This is a genomic window from Microvirga puerhi, assembly GCF_020089865.1.
Taxonomy (GTDB): Bacteria; Pseudomonadota; Alphaproteobacteria; order Rhizobiales; family Beijerinckiaceae; genus Microvirga; species Microvirga puerhi.
The window spans coordinates 140,586-157,073 of record NZ_JAIRBM010000010.1; the positions used below are offsets into that span (position 1 = coordinate 140,586).

At 56.3% G+C, this 16,488-nt stretch carries 16 protein-coding genes; 10 read left to right on the plus strand and 6 right to left on the minus strand.

The features are described 5' to 3' along the window. Positions 1-11 precede the first annotated feature (11 nt). The 4 genes from K9B37_RS14885 to K9B37_RS14900 all read left to right on the plus strand — a co-directional run bounded on the left by K9B37_RS14885 (position 12) and on the right by K9B37_RS14900 (position 3,303). Positions 12-611, plus strand: coding sequence for a hypothetical protein (locus K9B37_RS14885; protein WP_224314076.1), 600 nt, complete (start codon positions 12-14; stop codon positions 609-611). Between the two features lie 92 nt (positions 612-703). Beyond that, complete coding sequence (locus K9B37_RS14890; protein ID WP_224314078.1) at positions 704-1,864, plus strand: SMP-30/gluconolactonase/LRE family protein; 1,161 nt, start codon at positions 704-706, stop codon at positions 1,862-1,864. A gap of 30 nt (positions 1,865-1,894) precedes the next feature. Then, positions 1,895-2,917 (plus strand): potassium channel family protein, encoded by a 1,023-nt coding sequence (locus K9B37_RS14895; RefSeq protein ID WP_224314080.1) that lies wholly within the window; start codon positions 1,895-1,897, stop codon positions 2,915-2,917. Positions 2,918-3,072: 155 nt separating this feature from the next. Then, positions 3,073-3,303 carry a hypothetical protein gene (locus K9B37_RS14900; protein ID WP_224314082.1) on the plus strand — a complete coding sequence of 77 codons (231 nt, stop codon included), beginning with the start codon at positions 3,073-3,075 and terminating at the stop codon, positions 3,301-3,303. A 120-nt stretch (positions 3,304-3,423) separates the two neighbouring features. On the opposite strand, the gene K9B37_RS14905 is transcribed toward K9B37_RS14900, so the two are convergent. Together K9B37_RS14905 and K9B37_RS14910 are read right to left on the minus strand one after the other, a co-directional pair. Then, positions 3,424-4,056 carry a tyrosine-type recombinase/integrase gene (locus K9B37_RS14905; RefSeq protein ID WP_224314084.1) on the minus strand — a complete coding sequence of 211 codons (633 nt, stop codon included), beginning with the start codon at positions 4,054-4,056 and terminating at the stop codon, positions 3,424-3,426. A gap of 319 nt (positions 4,057-4,375) precedes the next feature. Beyond that, positions 4,376-5,122 carry an SDR family oxidoreductase gene (locus tag K9B37_RS14910; protein WP_224314086.1) on the minus strand — a complete coding sequence of 249 codons (747 nt, stop codon included), beginning with the start codon at positions 5,120-5,122 and terminating at the stop codon, positions 4,376-4,378. A gap of 92 nt (positions 5,123-5,214) precedes the next feature. On the opposite strand from K9B37_RS14910, the gene K9B37_RS14915 reads away from it, so the two are divergent. After that, complete coding sequence (locus K9B37_RS14915) at positions 5,215-6,132, plus strand: AraC family transcriptional regulator (protein ID WP_224314088.1); 918 nt, start codon at positions 5,215-5,217, stop codon at positions 6,130-6,132. A 288-nt stretch (positions 6,133-6,420) separates the two neighbouring features. On the opposite strand, the gene K9B37_RS14920 is transcribed toward K9B37_RS14915, so the two are convergent. The 4 genes from K9B37_RS14920 to K9B37_RS14930 form a co-directional block, all read right to left on the minus strand. Beyond that, positions 6,421-7,524 carry a tyrosine-type recombinase/integrase gene (locus K9B37_RS14920; RefSeq protein ID WP_224314090.1) on the minus strand — a complete coding sequence of 368 codons (1,104 nt, stop codon included), beginning with the start codon at positions 7,522-7,524 and terminating at the stop codon, positions 6,421-6,423. Further along, positions 7,521-8,006, minus strand: a complete 486-nt coding sequence (locus K9B37_RS24925; protein WP_369414320.1) for a helix-turn-helix domain-containing protein — start codon at positions 8,004-8,006, stop codon at positions 7,521-7,523. Before K9B37_RS24925 ends, K9B37_RS14920 begins: the two co-directional genes overlap by 4 nt. A gap of 3 nt (positions 8,007-8,009) precedes the next feature. Continuing rightward, the gene (locus K9B37_RS14925; protein WP_224314092.1) at positions 8,010-8,312 is read right to left on the minus strand and encodes a hypothetical protein; all 303 of its coding nucleotides are present in this window, start codon (positions 8,310-8,312) and stop codon (positions 8,010-8,012) included. A 102-nt stretch (positions 8,313-8,414) separates the two neighbouring features. Further along, on the minus strand, positions 8,415-9,746 hold the full coding sequence (locus tag K9B37_RS14930; protein WP_224314094.1) for a hypothetical protein: 1,332 nt from the start codon (positions 9,744-9,746) through the stop codon (positions 8,415-8,417). 397 nt (positions 9,747-10,143) lie between these two features. Between K9B37_RS14930 and K9B37_RS14935 the strand changes: the two genes are divergently transcribed. The 5 genes from K9B37_RS14935 to K9B37_RS14955 are packed head-to-tail and all read left to right on the plus strand — an operon-like array spanning position 10,144 to position 16,412. Then, positions 10,144-11,448: a metallophosphoesterase gene (locus K9B37_RS14935; RefSeq protein WP_224314096.1), complete on the plus strand. Its 1,305-nt coding sequence runs from the start codon at positions 10,144-10,146 to the stop codon at positions 11,446-11,448. Beyond that, complete coding sequence (locus tag K9B37_RS14940; protein ID WP_224314098.1) at positions 11,449-12,537, plus strand: GTPase-associated system all-helical protein GASH; 1,089 nt, start codon at positions 11,449-11,451, stop codon at positions 12,535-12,537. Next, positions 12,537-13,571 (plus strand): TRAFAC clade GTPase domain-containing protein, encoded by a 1,035-nt coding sequence (locus tag K9B37_RS14945; RefSeq protein WP_224314100.1) that lies wholly within the window; start codon positions 12,537-12,539, stop codon positions 13,569-13,571. The genes K9B37_RS14940 and K9B37_RS14945 overlap by 1 nt, the downstream gene beginning before the upstream one ends. After that, the gene (locus tag K9B37_RS14950; RefSeq protein ID WP_224314102.1) at positions 13,564-14,469 is read left to right on the plus strand and encodes a TRAFAC clade GTPase domain-containing protein; all 906 of its coding nucleotides are present in this window, start codon (positions 13,564-13,566) and stop codon (positions 14,467-14,469) included. Before K9B37_RS14945 ends, K9B37_RS14950 begins: the two co-directional genes overlap by 8 nt. Then, a complete protein-coding gene (locus K9B37_RS14955; RefSeq protein ID WP_224314104.1) occupies positions 14,469-16,412 on the plus strand; it encodes a GAP1-N1 domain-containing protein in 1,944 nt (647 codons plus the stop codon). The genes K9B37_RS14950 and K9B37_RS14955 overlap by 1 nt, the downstream gene beginning before the upstream one ends. The last annotated feature ends 76 nt before the right edge of the window (positions 16,413-16,488 follow it).

Consider the following 16,488-nt stretch of genomic DNA (forward strand, 5'->3'; position numbering starts at 1 on the left):
GGAGAGAAGACATGGCTTATTACATTTCGAATATTGCCCGGTCCAAGGGTGACCCGAAGGTCATTCATTCTGGCCCCAGTTCCCTGGGGGCCGCTGACCGCATGGCCAAAGCGTTGGGTTGGTTCAGCATCGGCCTGGGCATAGCGGAGCTGGTCGCGCCGGAGCGCTTCACCCGGGCTCTTGGAATGGAAGGCAAGGAAGGCCTTGTGCGGGCGTATGGTGTCCGCGAACTCGGGCACGGCATCGTCTCGCTCTCCCCCGACAAGCATCTCGGATTGTGGAGTCGCGTCGCCGGAGACGGACTCGACATCGCCACCCTGATGACGGCCATGCGGCACGACAATCCGAAGCGCGACAATGTCGGGATTGCTCTTGCAGCGGTGCTCGGGGTGACGCTGCTCGACATCATTGGCGCGCAGGGGGTCACGGCCCGCCACAGTCGCCCCCGAGGCCAGCCACGCTCCTACAGGGATCGGACAGGCTTCCCGCAGGGTGTCCAGGCGGCGCGAGGCGCCGCCAAGGACTTCCAGGTGCCGCCGGACATGCGGGCCGCACCAGCCCTCGCCGCGGTGTCTGATCGTGCCCCGCAGGAGAGAGCACGTCCTCACTGACCTAGCGACGATAAGGCTGCGCTCGAGTGGTGTTCACGCTGTGAGAGGGCAGCCGCATCTCATACGATCATTGCCACGCGATGGAGGCGAACATGCTCAGGCTCACACCGGTGACGCTGCTTCTCGGAACGCTCTTGGCTACCACCTCCATGGCACAGCAGAGTGCAGCCCCATCTCAGGGTCCGGCGCAACTGCAGCAGGTCGCCGGCTTTGAACACCAGGTTACCGGAGTGACCGTTTCGAAGGATGGGCGCATCTTCGTCAACTTCCCGCGTTGGACAGAGGATACACCGATCTCGGTTGCCGAGGTGACGCGCGACGGCCAGGTCAAACCTTATCCGAATGACGAGTGGAATTCCTGGCGCAATGTCAAGAAGAACCAGATGTCAGCCGGGGATCACTTCGTGTGTGTCCAAAGCGTCGTAGCAGATGCGCACGGCAATCTCTGGGTTGTCGATCCGGCCGCGCCAGCCACAGCAGCCGTTGTGCAGGGTGGGCCCAAGCTCGTCAGGATCGACCTGAAGACAAACAAAGTTGCGCAGGTAATCCGCTTCGACGAGACCGTCACACCCCAGGGTAGCTACCTGAACGATGTGCGGTTTTCACCGGATGGGCGGCGTGCCTACCTGACCGACGCTGGAGCCAAGGGCGCTCTCGTTGTTGTGGATCTAAAGAACAGCAAGGCTCGACGCGTCCTTGACGGCCACCCGAGCACCCAGCCGGAAAAGGATGTGGTGGTGAAGACCGATGGGCAGGAGTTGCGCCGGCCCGACGGGCGTGGGGTCGAATTTGCCGCTGACAGCATCGCGCTTTCTCCCGATGGGCGCACGCTCTATTGGAAAGCCCTGACTGGCCGGACGCTCTATCGCATCACGACAGATGCCTTGGAGAACCCACGTCTGTCCGAGAAGGACCTCGAAGCTCGTGTGGAGCGTGTCGCCGAAACCGAGCCGACGGATGGTCTTTGGCTCGACAGGCGCGGGCGGCTTTATCTGAGCGCAATTGAGCAGGATGCCGTGCAGGTCCGTGATGGGGATCGCATCACCACCCTCGTCCAAGACAAGCGGCTGCGCTGGCCCGATACATTCTCGGAAGGACCCGACGGGACGATCTACGTCACCAGCTCCCGCATCCAGGACATGAGCTGGTTCAAACCCGAGAACGGCCCGCGCCTTGAGACGCAGCTGTGGCGCATCGAGCCTGGACAGAGCGGAGAGGCAACCGGCTCTACCGGGCAGCCCCAACGACCCTGATGGAGCAGTGGGGATGACAGGAGGCCTGCCATGATAGGGCGACTGGAGCAGGGCCTTGGGATCCTGCTGATCCTGATCATCTTGCTCGATATCTTTCTGACCGTGCTCTACGCCAGGATCGGCACCAGCATCATCGGCTCCAGGGTCGCGCGGCTGGTCTGGGCCTCTGCTGTCAAAGCCTCGACGGTTTTCGACTCCAGACAAGGAGCCGTTCTGTCCTTCTGCGGTCCGGTCATCCTCGTGCTGCTGGTTGGGGTCTGGGCTCTCGGGCTGACGCTTGGGGCGGCGTTGATCATGCACCCGGAACTCGGCACGTCCATCCGCGCTACGAACGGCGAGACGCCCACCGACTTCGTCACCGCGATGTATGCCGGGGGTACGAGCATGGCGATTGTCGGCGCGAGCGACTTCACCCCGCACACGAGTTCGACACGGCTGCTCTTCCTGTTCAACTCGCTGATCGGCATGTCGGTGATGTCGCTGACGCTGACCTATCTGATGCAGGTCTATACAGCGCTCCAGCGGCGCAATGTGCTGGCCATGAACATCCACTTCCTCTCAGGGGGCACAGGCGATGCCGCCGAATTGCTGGCACGTCTCGGACCTCAGGGGCAGTTCAGTAGCGGCTATACGAACCTGTCGGAACTCGCCGTTGAGATGACCCAAGCCAAGGAGGCACACCACTTCTACCCGGTGCTGTTCTATTTCCGCTTCAGTGACCCATACCACTCGGTGTCCCGTTCCACGCTGGTCGCCTTGGACACGGTGAGCCTGATCAAGAGCGCCCTGGATGATCAGAAGGACCGCTGGCTGAAGGAGGCAGGAGCTGTCGCACAGCTGTGGGAAGCATCGATGATGCTGGTCACTACCTTGGAGAATACCTTCCTTCCGCATGGGGCACCGGACCGAGAGGCTCAACCGGATCAGCAGACCCGAGACCGCTGGCGAGCACGCTACCGCACTGCACTGCTTCGGCTTCAACAGGCGGGGGCCCAGATCACGGCTGACGGGCAGGCCGGTGCCGAGGCCTACATCTCCTGCCGAATGCAATGAGACCATCACATCACGAACCTGGCCCCCTCGATGTCTTACAGCATGGAGGAGATCGATGTCGCAATGAGCGGTTTAAGATCGAAGGAGCGCCCAAACGAACCCGGGTTCCGCCTGCACGTGGCCGAATAGCGGAAGTTGATCGGATGGAGGCGATAATGCCGCTCGGCGAGACGCCCTGCGAGATTCTCGGGTTCTTTCGTGAGACACACCGAAAACCCGGCGCCCGCATGACAATGGCAACACTGGATGCGCACTTCGGTACAGATTCCACTGTTGCCGTGGCCATTTCCGAGTTGAAGCAGCTTGGATACGTGAAGGTGCCGGATGCTGGGACAGTCGAATTAACGGACCTTGGCTTCGACGCAATCCATCGTGGCGTTGCATGAACGTCTTCTTCTGGCACGCTTCGGTCGTTTGTCTTGTGGCTGCTTAAGCCTCGGGTCCGGACCTCGCTCTCGAACAGGCAGCGGGCTCTGAGGCGGCTCGTTGGGGAGCCGCCTCTACGTTTAGATTTCAACCTGTTCTGCAATCGGAAGCGCATCGTCGACGTCGATGCCCAGATACCGTACGGTACTCTCGATCTTGGTGTGACCCAACAGGAGCTGGACGGCCCGGAGATTGCCAGTTCTTCGATAGATCATTGAGCCTTTAGTCCGTCGTAGAGAATGGGTACCGTAGGCCAGGGGATCGAGCCCAATCGCACGAAGCCAGGATCCGAGCAGGCGAGCGTACTGGCGTGGCGTCATGGGCCTCGCTCGATTGATCCGGCTTGGAAACAGCGGCTCGCCTTTGCGGAGATCCGGCTTCTCCAGCCACCGCCCCACAGCCTCGCGGGTCTGCTCTGTGATTTCGAACTGAACGGGGCGACCTGTCTTCCGCTGCATTACCGTAGCTCTGGATCGGATCCGCCCATTGAGCGCCACATCATCGACGCGGAGTGAAACGAGGTCACAAGCTCGCAGCTTGCTATCGAGCGCCAAGTCGAACAACGCCAAATCCCGGATGCGATGAGCAACCTGGAGTCTGACCCGAATGGACCAGATTTCTTTGGCTTTCAGCGGTGGTTTGGGACCGATCAGCTTGTCCCGGTTCCACGGGAAGTTGGTTCGGCAGGGATGGTCAGAGAAAGATTCGTGCATTGCAGTGCTCCTGAAACGAAGCCCCGCAATGAACCTTGGCTGATTGTGTCGACAGGAAACCCACGCTAAACATCTCTCCCAGCCCCCTTTGGCAGCTTATCGAGGTATGCTGGACATTCTTTGCCTGGCGTGGATCTCCTCCTCTTGATCCGAAGCCGACCCTAGCGCCTCCGGTGATCGCCGGCGACGGCTCAGACCCCGGGTGTCCGCCGTTCTCGACTGTCTGAAGGTAGCCCTTCCGACGGGGACACCTTCTCATAGCGCGGGTGCCGTTGCCGGTCTTCTCCCGGTGGAGCCCTGCGCCCGCGCCAATGTGAGCCTACCGGTTTGTCATGAGCGCCACCGCGTCCGCGCCAGCAGGCAAACGCATCGGACAGGTTGGATCCGTCGCCGCCCGCCAAACGGCTTCGGCAACATCCCTCGCGTGAGTGACCGCTCCTGCATCCTGCTGCCACGACGTGAAGACGCGTTGCGCCAACTCTGCATAGGCATCAGGGATGCCGCTCTGGAGCCGCGCCCTTGCGTTCTGTCCGAATGATGTCTCCGGCGACCGCCCTGGGAGGACAATACGCACATGCACGTTAAACGGCTCAAGTTCAAGGGCCAACACTTCCGTGAAGGCGTTCACGGCAGCCTTGCTGGCAGTGTAGGCCGATAGAAGTTGCAACGGCTTCAAAGTCACACTCGATGTGACATTCACGATGGTCCCTGATCCTCGCCCTCGGAGATGTGGCAAGACCGCCTGAGTCATCGCCATCGTGCCAAAGGTGTTCGTCTCGAACGTCTCGCGGATGACATCCATCGGTGTGCCCTCAAGGGCATTCAGCCAACCGATCCCGGCATTGTTCACCAGGACATCTATCGGCCCGGCCGCATCGACCACTCGCTCGATGCTAAATTGGCTGGTTACATCGAGGGGGAGAATTCGCAAGTGGTCAGACTTGGGCAGGATATCCTCCCGCGGGGCTCGCATTGTTGCGATGACGGACCAGTCGCGTTCGAGAAAATGTCGCGCCGTCTCCAAGCCAAACCCAGACGAACATCCAGTGATCAGGACAGTCTTCATGAAATCTCCTGTAGTAGGGCAGTCACAAATAGCCCAGCAATGTTGGACGCACTACAATCCAGAGTCCGTTATTCATTTGCAGGAGTCCGAGATTGGATGATCCCCTGGCTGAGGTCGTCAGCCTTCTTCAGCCTCGTGCCGCTTACTCGAAGGTGGTTTCGGCGGCGGGGTCCTGGCAGGTCAGGCGCGCCGAAGCCGGGCGTCCCTTCTACTGCGTGGTCCTGGAGGGGACCTGCCGTCTGGAGGCTCGCGGCCATGAGCCTATGATCCTTGAGAAGGACGATTTCGTTCTCATCCCTTCGGCTTTTGATTTTGCCACTTCCAGCCTTGAGCCGCCTCCTGGCGACATGGTCGACGAGCCTGTCCAACTGCGGCCCGGAGAGTTCAGGGTCGGCCGCCAGGATGGGCCTTCCGATCTTAGGATGCTCATCGGGTATTGCACCTTCGGATTGGGTGACAAGACCTTGTTGGTCTCGCTCCTGCCTCGACTGCTTCATGTTCGAGGAGAGGAAAGGCTGACTTCGCTCGTGCAACTTGTCGGCGACGAGGCGCGTGAGCACCGACCGGGACGTGACGTCATTCTGGTCCGTCTTTTGGAGGTCATGCTAATCGAGGCGCTCCGATCGACGACGGGCGGTGCGATATCACCGGGTCTGGTGCGAGGGCTTAGCGATGAGAACCTAGCCAAGGCTCTCAGGCAGATGCACGCCCATCCAACCCTGCCGTGGACAGTCGGTCGATTAGCCAAGGAGGCAGGTCTGTCCCGCTCCGTGTTCTTCGATCGGTTCGGTCGCGCGGTGGGGGTCGCTCCTATGGAGTATTTGCTTGGTTGGCGCATGGCACTGGCCAAGAATATGCTGAGCCGGGGTGAAGGCGGCATCGCACAGGTCGCCGAGCGTGTTGGGTACGGGTCTGCGAGCACGTTCAGCGTCGCCTTCACCCGCCATGTCGGACTGCCGCCCTCGCACTATGCGAGGTCCGACGCGCCTTGCCATGAGGATATTCAATAGGGACCACGGAGCAAGAAACCCTACCTCCGATCCGGTGGAGGGCACGTGACTTCAATCGAGCGGATCCTCACGAAGGTCGGCTTCTGGCACAACGCGGACCTTAGCCCTAGGTCTGCAAGGGTGGGATAAGCGGATCTCCATACGAACGGCCATGCTGGTTAGGTGTTCACTCTAAGCTGAGCCCATTCAAATCGGGCTCTTCTTGAGCGGTCTGCATCTTTGGAATCATCTAGAGGGGTACTGCACTATACATGGAGTCTTTACGGAGTACGTTCATGTCGACCCGGATCATCGGGCACCCGGTTCACTGCGCACAAGTTCCGCTACGCGACGGGCGAGCGCCTCCATAGGATCAGCCGGGCCAACTTTGGGCTCCCAGAGCTTTTGCATGATTTCCTGCTGGCGAGGCGTTTCCACCTGCCCATATGCCAGAAGCGTCGTGAGCACCTTCTCGTGGCCCATGTTCTGGCTCCATGCCTTCATTTCCTCAGGCGACCTGCAAATCGACTGGCCCAGCCGCGCCAGGGTGTTCCGGAAGGAATGCGGGTTGAAATAGGGGAGACCGGCTGGCCCGAACGCGTCCTTGAAGATGGCTCGAATCGGGGCAGCATTGCTCCAGCCCTTTCGGTCCAGTCCCACCGCTTCGAAGTGCTGCTTTGCACCGACGACGACCTTCGTGGCCGGGAACAGAGGGTCGTCAGGCCCCCAGAAACGGTCTCGGCGTAGAAACTGAACCCAGTCCTCCACAATCTGCCGGATATCGTCCCCAACCGGGAAGAAGTAGGTCGTGAACGTCTTGGAGGCTTTCGTCCGGACATCCCGTGCGTCCTGTACGACCTTCCCGTCTGTCAGATCGATATGCTTCAGCCGGAAAGAAGCCACTGCGTTGTCACGCGCACCCGTCAGGATTGTGAACGCGATTAGCGCGCGATTACGTTTCTCTATGTCCGTTCTATTCGGCATCACCGACAAGACATGACGAACCTGTTCCAGGGTCGGACCCCCGACGTCCCGGTCGGCTCTGGCGATAGCCGTCTCCTTGGCGGACAGGTTGAAATAGTCGGCATCGGAATAACTGATCCTCGACCTGAAACCAGGCAGGCCGGCGAGCCAGAAGAAAAAAGCCCTCAGTGCGGCAAGAGTCTGGAACATCGTCGCCTTGCTCAAGGGCTCTTTCGTCCGGCCATTGAGTTGCTGCGCCAGATGAGCCTTGAAGCCGACCGCCTGCTCGATGCGAAAGGCCCTAAAATCCTTGAACTTTGTATAGGTTTCGAATCGGCTCAATGCCTTCGCGGCGGCATCGACGGTTTGCTCACTGTTGCGTTTAGCTTCTTTCAGATACGCATAATAAGCGCGCTTGATCCGTTCATTTGCAGGATTGCATGTCTTCATGCCGCTCTTCCTCGTTGCAAGTCACAATTCACGGGGAGGTTGGATGTCTCCCCTATGCGTGGCTCTCCTTCCGAGAGCAGAACTTCGAGTTCGCCAGCGGCCGTCGCAATTTTCGACCTGTTGACGCGGCGGTGGATCGTCGTTCCACATGTCGGGCACAGCCCTCGCAGGTTGCCGTTAGTGCTCGTGCCCGGGACGTACTCCACGAAGTCCCCATCCGGAACTTTCGGCGCGCGGCAGGGGAGGCAGTAAATCTGGCCGGGGCCGCAGGGTTGCTTTGCCGTCTCCCGTCGCGCTAGAAGGAACGACGCAACGCCATCCCCTTTGAATAGCAGGGGGCGGGCATCATCGATCGGTTTGAGCCCCTCCTTCTGCCAAGCGCGGATTGTGTTCTTGTGGACTCGGAACAGCCGGGCAAGCTCTTCGACTGTGTATGTGCGGTGTTGTTTTACGAGCCGATGGTTGGGGTGCCGCTTTCCCATGGGCTAACCCTCGTCACCGTCGGGGCTTTTGGAACTGATAGATTGCACGTCCGAGGTGGAACGCTGTGGTGCGCCAATACGATCCATGGCCCAACGATCAAGGTCCGATGGTGCGTAGATGGGGGTGCGCCCGGCCTTGCGATAAAGCGGCCCGCCACCGACGACAGCGAGTTTGGCGAGCCACTGCCGGGAGCAGGGGAAGCCATAGTGAGTCTCGACATAATTTGCCGCTTCGGCGCGACGCAGAAAGCGGATCGGTGCTTGGACCTTTTCCACCAATTCATGGAGGCCTAGACTGCTATCCATTCATCATCTCCCACACTGCTTGCCGGGGAATTCCGGGGCATGTTGGAAGATGAAATGACGGGTGTCGGACGCCTGAAAAAGACGCCTGAAATTAGCCCGAAACTATAATTTCGGGCGCGCCATGAACTGGCGGTAGGTGTCGCGCAACTTGTTCATGATTGTCTTTGGCGTCAAAGGCGGGCTCTGCGGATAGGTGTCGCGAAGCCATTGTGAAAGGGCCTTTGCCTCGATCGTAAGGCTGCCCTCCACCTCTCCGCGATCACATCGAGCTTGAAACTCCGCTTCCACAAGATGCATCGATGAGGGGCGCCCCGGCGCGCCGGTTGTTACGACTGCTGAGGTGGCCTCTGCGTCCGCCAAGGGCCAGAAGCGGGATATGTCGGATTTCAACACCATCAACCGCATCCATCGGCTGCCACGTCGATCGACGAGAGCGTCGTCAAATCCCTTCAACCAACTTTCCTCATCGAGATAAGGATAGGACCGGAGATAGAGTTCCTCACTGAAGATCAAATCGATTGAGGACTCGGCAAACGGATAGTCAACGAGGCAGCCAGCAAAATGGAAGCCGCCGACTGGCTCACGCTGGCCATCTCTTACGCCGATAATCTTGACTTCTTCGGACGCAATGCGGGCAAGGAGTTCGGAAAAGGCCACTCGCCAAACTTCGAGATCGGACGGATCGAAGCTGATTGAATCGCCCTTCGTTGCAATCCATTGAGCTGCACAATAGAGCGGCATATAGCCCCCACCGGACGGAGCCATGGTGGGCGGTAAGAGCAGGGGAGACTGGGAAGGGAGTTTGTCCGGCCAGGTTCTTACGATCGGAAGACTTCGGACAACGACCTGTTCGTAGCGTGGACCTCCCCGAACACCTCTGGTGCAAATGACATCATGACCGCCTTCCTCAATGTGATCCAGATCGCGCCACTCATAGGCAGGGATTGGCACACGTTTGCCTGTTTCGGCACTAATTCCGGTTGCCTCGAAAAAGGCTTGCTGCAACGCGATCCAAAGTGCTTCCTTGGCTTCTGCGATTTCCATCGTCAGTCCGGGATCGCTTTCGGCGCGACTATCGATAATTTCGGCAAGACGTAGACTCACCAAACTCGCCGGGGATCGCTGCTCCAGAAAATAGCCCTCTCTGATCGGCCCATCGAAACCAAGCCGCCATCGTCGGAAATGCCAATCCCGGCATTCGGTGCGGTAGGCGTCCCACCATTCCCGGACAGCATCCGGCGTCCGATAGGCGATCCACGCCACGGCCATTGGCAATGTCCAGAAGACCTCGTTTAGGGGTTCATAATCCTCCGGTTCCGGCTCATAAGCGAGAGGCTTGAGGTTCAATCGCGCCGCCTCCGCTTCCGCTTCGTCAGGGGTCAACTCGCCATTCTGGATCTTAGCAATGAGATCATTTTGGGAGGGCGTCGTCATATCGTTAAGGCCATAGAGCACGTGCCGAACATGAGAATTGCACCGAACTCCTCACTCTAGAGCTGCAGAAGTGGGCGTTGTGAGACTGCCCCAGCAGTTTATCAACTAGATATAATCTAAATTCCCAGATTTCGAAGCTTTCACTAGTAAACAGAGGGGGCTTCCGGCGGCTGCTTAAGGCGCGAAGTTGCCATTACTGGCACAACCCGCTCCATGTTCTCTTGCCCACGAGCTGACTGACTTTGCGACGCTGCCGAAGAACGCCGCTGGCTCGGATCGCAGGATAAAATTCTCAAATGTCGTCGGTTGAAAGGTGTTTAGTCTTGCGGCCGATCGCTGCCGACTCTAGGCTGTTACCAACTTCCCAATGGGCGTTGCCGCGCAGGTAGACTGAACGATGCGTTTTATACACCTTTCGGACATTCATTTCAGAGATAGCGAAGTCTACAGAGAGGATGACCCTAACGCCGGTCTCCGAGACGATCTAATCCACGACGTAAAATATATGCGTCATAAGATTGGCTATCGCGCGAACGGTATCTTGATTTCAGGAGATATAGCGTTTGGAGGTAATGCGAAAGAATATAACTTTGCATTAAAATGGCTTGAGGAAGAGCTATGTCCTGCCAGCGGATGCGACATTAATGACGTCTTTGTCATCCCTGGCAATCACGATGTGGATCGATCTTCAGCCAACTCGCCGATGCATTCTGATGCGCGAACGACATTGAGACAGTATCCTCAGAGTGACGTAAATAAGAAGATTAGAGAGTACATGTCACACAAAACGTCGGCTCGGCTTCTTTTCGACCCGATCGAAAACTACAATCGGTTCGCGGCGCGTTTCCTATGTGCTCTTGGCGCGTATGATGACGATAAGCCCGATACCAAGCCATTTGCGACACGTTCATGTAAATTGAACGATGGCTCTACCCTCAGAATTTGGGGATTCAATTCGGTTTTGGTCTCTGACGACACGGACAGCGAAAATCGGATGCTAGTTGATCCTGCGGGAGCTCAAATCCGCCGAGAAGACGGCGTAACGCATCTGGTTATGTGCCATCATCCATACAGTTGGCTAAGGAATAAAGCCGATTTCCGTGAGAGAATCGAGGCGGTCGCGCAAATTCACTTGTTCGGTCATGAGCATACCCGTCGCGTAGAGGAAGGGGTACACTTTACGACAATTCGTGCAGGAGCGGTTCATCCAGATCGTGACGAACGAGAGTGGAAACCAGGATATAATTGGATCGAACTTAACGTCGATGGTGTCGGAGCCGACAGATATTTGAATATCTCAGTATGGGTAAGGCAAAGAGAAGGCGCACAATTTATCGCGGTGCCCGATCGCTATCAAAATGATCCGTGGACGGTTCGGCATAAACTTCAATCATGGTTGCGCCCTGCTGACGATAATCCGAGGGAATTGCTACCAATCAATAATGTCAATGTTAATGCGCAGCATGGAGGGACGGCAATGTCCGACGGTCCAACTCTGCGATCAGTGGCATTCAAGATGTTTCGCCTAAATGAACACGAGCAAAGGCAAATTATTGTATTGCTGGGGCTCGACGAAAATGGCGACCAAGATCTCAAGGACTACGAATTCGCACTGGCGGCAGTCCGCCGATCAGCGGAGCGAGGACAGTTGGAAATGCTGGACCACAAAATAGATGATCTACTGGGATGGCAGGAAAGTTAAATGGCCTCGTCTTCAAACGATTTTAATTTCTCGGAAGCATATCGCAACCTGCAGCCAACGGCAGACCGCTCGATTACGGCGGCTCGGGAGAACGCACATAGAGCTCTTCGTGCTGAGGCGCCAAAGAGCGTGCAGAAACTGGTTGATCTGACCCGATTGGCTTTCGGCCTTCCAGTTCCAGAAGAAAGCGCTCTAGAGGAGTGGTTCGAAAAGCCAGTTCGAAAGAAGGACGCGCATTTCTCCCTGCAGATTGACAAAGAAGAAGCCGCACGCATCGCTACGCTGGTGCTCTCCGACATTATCCAGTCGCGGTACCCATCTACCCCCGCGCTTGTCATAGCAGCAAGTTTTAGCGGAAGGCGGTCAAGCCCTGATAATGGTAAAATCGTACTTGATGCGAAAAGGGCGCTTGCCGAGGCGGCTAGAAACCGCGGACTTTCGTTCAATGCGAAGATAGATCCTCCACAATCGCAGGACGTTTCAAAGACCATCAATGCTGCTGCAGCCAGTTTAGATAGCGACACTGTCAAGACAGCGTTGGCCGCGGTGAACGGTGAAGCAAAATCTCTGACAAGTCGCCTAATAGTGAACATCAATAACGCGCTGCAAGCCCTCACCGCCGAAAATCGGCGATTGGCAGAGGAGGTGGATCTTCTTTGGTGGCACCTCGGCGGCTATAGTTACGTCTTAGACCGGCCGTTATCCGAGTTTGACGATTTGGCCTTGCCTTTAGTGGTTGGCAATGACGTCGCGGCAATGGTGAATGTCCTACCGGGACCGCATGGTGCGCTTGGGATTATAAAGAGAGCACTCGGTTCGACTGCATTGAATGAGCAGAAAATCTCAGAGACGCTAAAGGCACTCCCTTCGGAAAGTCGGCCTGCCTTCCTCGGTGGGGGGGCGTCTGGAGCGAACGATATTGCCGTTCTCAACTTCGGCGTAAAAACTCTGGTCGACGAAGGTACAGGTGCGCTGGGGCGTTCCTTTCAAAAGATAACCGGATTTTCTGGGGAGACAAAGCTAACTCGATATCAAATCGCCCTTCAGGCCTACTATGAGCGCCTATTCATCAAGCACGGATGGCTTTGATGGCTGATGAACGCACGCTTTGTCGCAACGCCGAGTGTGGGGTAGTTCGAACTGGCGTATGCGTCCTCGGCAACGATCCGATTGATAGCTGCCCAGAATACGATCCTGAGCTCTCAGAGCTTGACCAAGGCGACGAAGAGGATTCTTCTAGCGAACCGACCGCGGAATTAACTACCCGGCTGCGTTCAAGCGAAATCCTGCTAGAATCCGACGTTTGGCCACTTCGTAAAGCGTATCGCACGAATACCGTAAGTTTGGTCGGTGACGTTAAGAGCGGAAAGACGACTCTCATCGCGAGCTTGTACGCGCTATTCTGTAAGGGGCCGTTCTCTGGGTTCTCGTTCCGCGGTAGCCGGACATTAACCGGCTTCGCTCGACGCCATCATCTTGCATTGGAAAAGTCCGGACGTGAGGTTCCGACAACGCCGCGAACAAGCATGAACGACGGAGTTGGCTTCTTCCACCTTGATCTCAGTTGCGAAATTGGTGGAACGGCGCAACTGCTAATTTCTGATCGATCAGGCGAAGCTTTTCAGAGTGCACGCGTTAACACGGCGATGGTCGACGAACTTAGAGAACTGAGGCTGTCAGACCGGGTGTGCTTTCTACTTGACGCAGAGAAGCTGACGCAGGTCGAAACCCGCGCGAGTTATAGGCGCGAGTTCAAACAAATGATTTGGGCCCTCATTCAAAATGGCGCTTTCTCGACTGACGTCAAACTAGAGGTTCTTACCACCAAGATCGACAAGCTCACGAAGCGTGAGGACGAGAAAGAGGCGTTGATTGAACTTGAGGAGTACGAGAATGGTCTTTCAAATGAATTCAAAAAGGCCAACGTTCGGCTCGACGTCTTTCGGATATGTGCTTTGCCCCGGGCTAACTACAAGGTGGGGTTGGTAGGACTGGAAGAGCTCGTGAAGCGCTGGCTGGCACCGACCGCACCGATCGATACACTGCCGCTTCCAGCTGTCAGTCCTGCCCGTGCCTTCGACCGTCTTCTGGAATTTTGGAGCGGAGAACAAACTAGTGGCTGACGTACAGCATATGGTGATGGGCCTCCAATCATCGGGCAAGACCACTTTTGCAGCAGCACTTTGGTATCTCGTCGACTCCCGTGAGATAGATACTGTGCTCTCAAAAGGTCGACACAATGGAGATTTTCAATATCTGGAAACAATCTCCAGTAGCTGGGCAGCAGGCTGGCAGGTGCCGAGAACGTCATCTGACAGTCTAGAGCCGATCCGTATTAATTTGTTACATTCACAAAGCAATGAGGAAATTGACCTTCATTTTGTCGACCTATCGGGCGAGGCATTTGAGAAAATCTTCGCAACGCGCATGATTGAAGAGAAGATCAAGTCTCTATTCTCCAGCATGCAGGGGCTGCTCCTTTTCGTTACCGCAATAAGAAAGAAGGACGACTTATCGATTTTGGATGTCGGATTGGCAATGCCGGACGAAATGCCAAGCGAAGTTGACGACGATGAGATCGTCCCGGCGGCTGAGAGTGATCCTATTCAAAAGCTATCTGAATTTTCACCATCTTCATCACCGCAGCAGGTCCAACTTGTTGATCTGCTGGGCGCGTTGGCTGATGCACCCCTTTTCAAACAACCATCTCGCATAGCAGTCATCATTTCCGCATGGGACAAGGCGCCCCCGCAAACCGAACCGGAACAATGGCTTAAGACACGGATGCCGCTGCTCTATCAATACCTGCGAAACCAACAGCTTGAAATTCCGTTTCGGGTTTACGGAGTGTCGGCTCAAGGTGGGAGCGTTCCGAAGAAAGAGCAGCCGAATGTGCCGAGTGATCGTGCCGAACTTCTTAAGGTGAAAATTGCCGGAGAACGAATCAAAGTAGTGGGGCACGATGCAGCAAATCACGACCTTTCCCATCCCATCCGATGGTTGAGCGGATTAGAAAGCTGATGGATCGACCTCAGTCCATTGCAATTGATCAGGCCCTTTTCGGCTATTCGGACGGGCATCGGCAGCTTGCATCATCAGTACGCTTGTCAGCTCGCGATATGTACGAGCTCGCCTCACGTTCAGACCTTGTTCCCGGGGCACGGTTAGAGCCAAGCGATACCTACATCACTGGCTTCAGCCTGCCCGAGAGCCGAATGTTCGCTTTTATGAAGACCTGGTTGGCGCCGGAAATGCCTCGGCCCGGTTGTGTATGGAGCCATGTCCTTTTGCTCCCAAAGAATTTCCTGACTGCGCAGATTGATCTTGGGATCCTCGCGACCTTTCTTACTCGACCAGAAGTGCCGCTCGACAGACAGTTCTATTCAAGCAAACTCAGCGTACGTCGTTTAGCGAGAGGAGCGCCTGCAGATCCGTCGTTGGTCGAGCGTGTTCTCCTTGCCTATTACACATCCAGAGAAATTTTGCTGGAAACACCCCCAACCAATGATTTCGACCGAGCGGTTCTCGCCGTCTGGTCTCAACAGTGGCCAAAGTTGCGGACGGAGTTCGAGTTTCGAACTTTCCTGACGTCGGCCGTGGCGCTGGACAAAGGACTGAAGATTCGTGTTGGACCGGCAGGTGCCCATGTAAGCGATGAGCCTTCCGATAAGAATTGGCTAAAGCTTGCGGTGGAGGATGCGGTGGCAACAGAGGTTACTCCTCTGCGCCGTTTCCTCTGGCGCTATGGGAAAGATGTGACGAAACCGCGCCGAGCTTTTATAGATCTCGTGAACTTATATGGGGATAGCCTGCGAATGGACCACGGCCTCACGGCCAAGCAGGTATCATGGGTATTTCGAAAGCTACCTGGCAAAGGCAATGCGTCTACATTGAAGCGTGACCTTCTAGGCATGTCGTCGCCCGCCCTGGCGTTGATTCCGCGAATTCGGGCACAGGACTTCGTCGAGATCGTTTCACAGCTTAAGCCTATTCAGGACGGTTTGGCCACGGATCATGAGCTTGCAGGCGCTACATCATCATATGGGGTAGCAGAGATTCCTGCGTTTGCGCTGGCACTTGCGAAGTATGCACCTGAACGAAGCAATGAACTCGATCTCATCGAACGAACAATAATACAAGACGCATCAGTTGAGGTGCTTTCGAACCCAGCTTTGCCGACATCCTTTGTGCTGCAAGTCCTGCGTACCCGGCCCGTATTAATCAACAAGTTCAATCTTGAATTGCTGAGTGTGGCGAATGTCGCGGAGTTGCTCCCGCTGGTTGACAACACTGCTATCCGACGGAGACTTATCAAAAGGGTTTTCTCGGACAAGCCGACTAGGCAAGCAGCACAGGTTATCGCACAGCTTAACGGCTTGTCCCTCGGCGCGGCGGTTGATTCATCCAAGGCTGGGGCGCTTTCGCGTCGCTGGCGGGAGTTTTTGCCGGGGATTGCAAACGAGCTTCTAGGAAATGGCCTTGAGATGTTGGATGGTGTGCGATCGGTCAGCCATGCAATTCAACTACTTGACTATCCTGTTAATACTTCAGTCCCAGCATCAGAATGGTTCCAGTCTGCGAAACGATCTGGTGATGCGGGCAGTCAAGCAGACAGGCAAGTCGTCGATACATTCATCCTCGTGTTAAGCATCCGGGAGGGAGTTAATACCAACATCTCGCTGGTTTCGGATGTCCTGCCACGTGTAAGAGCTTCGGTTATTGTCAACGAGTTACCCGACAGGCTAAGCTCGTTGCTAGACCGGTTTTTGCCCGACATTTCTGATAGGTGGGATCTGAACAAGCGGTTGCTAAAGGTTCTTCGTCACGCAACCAGAGACGGTGTAGATGTTACACCCATCTTACAGCATCTGTCGCTGTCCGATGAGGAATTCGCCTATTCCATGAACGTCACTTCTAAAGACGGTTCAGAGTTCAATTTCACAAAGCTATTTTGGCCTTGGTGACTGGGAAGGGTGTGTTTCCTATCCAACTATATGCAGGGTCGAGTTGATCGACATCGTTGGGCTCTCCTTCATATCA

Coding starts and splice junctions, on each gene's coding strand:
- K9B37_RS14885 (WP_224314076.1), top strand. CDS start 12: ATGGCTTATTACATTTCGAATATTGCCCGGTCCAAGGGTGACCCGAAG.
- K9B37_RS14890 (WP_224314078.1), top strand. CDS start 704: ATGCTCAGGCTCACACCGGTGACGCTGCTTCTCGGAACGCTCTTGGCT.
- K9B37_RS14895 (WP_224314080.1), top strand. CDS start 1,895: ATGATAGGGCGACTGGAGCAGGGCCTTGGGATCCTGCTGATCCTGATC.
- K9B37_RS14900 (WP_224314082.1), top strand. CDS start 3,073: ATGCCGCTCGGCGAGACGCCCTGCGAGATTCTCGGGTTCTTTCGTGAG.
- K9B37_RS14905 (WP_224314084.1), bottom strand. CDS start 4,056: ATGCACGAATCTTTCTCTGACCATCCCTGCCGAACCAACTTCCCGTGG.
- K9B37_RS14910 (WP_224314086.1), bottom strand. CDS start 5,122: ATGAAGACTGTCCTGATCACTGGATGTTCGTCTGGGTTTGGCTTGGAG.
- K9B37_RS14920 (WP_224314090.1), bottom strand. CDS start 7,524: ATGAAGACATGCAATCCTGCAAATGAACGGATCAAGCGCGCTTATTAT.
- K9B37_RS24925 (WP_369414320.1), bottom strand. CDS start 8,006: ATGGGAAAGCGGCACCCCAACCATCGGCTCGTAAAACAACACCGCACA.
- K9B37_RS14925 (WP_224314092.1), bottom strand. CDS start 8,312: ATGGATAGCAGTCTAGGCCTCCATGAATTGGTGGAAAAGGTCCAAGCA.
- K9B37_RS14930 (WP_224314094.1), bottom strand. CDS start 9,746: ATGACGACGCCCTCCCAAAATGATCTCATTGCTAAGATCCAGAATGGC.
- K9B37_RS14935 (WP_224314096.1), top strand. CDS start 10,144: ATGCGTTTTATACACCTTTCGGACATTCATTTCAGAGATAGCGAAGTC.
- K9B37_RS14940 (WP_224314098.1), top strand. CDS start 11,449: ATGGCCTCGTCTTCAAACGATTTTAATTTCTCGGAAGCATATCGCAAC.
- K9B37_RS14945 (WP_224314100.1), top strand. CDS start 12,537: ATGGCTGATGAACGCACGCTTTGTCGCAACGCCGAGTGTGGGGTAGTT.
- K9B37_RS14955 (WP_224314104.1), top strand. CDS start 14,469: ATGGATCGACCTCAGTCCATTGCAATTGATCAGGCCCTTTTCGGCTAT.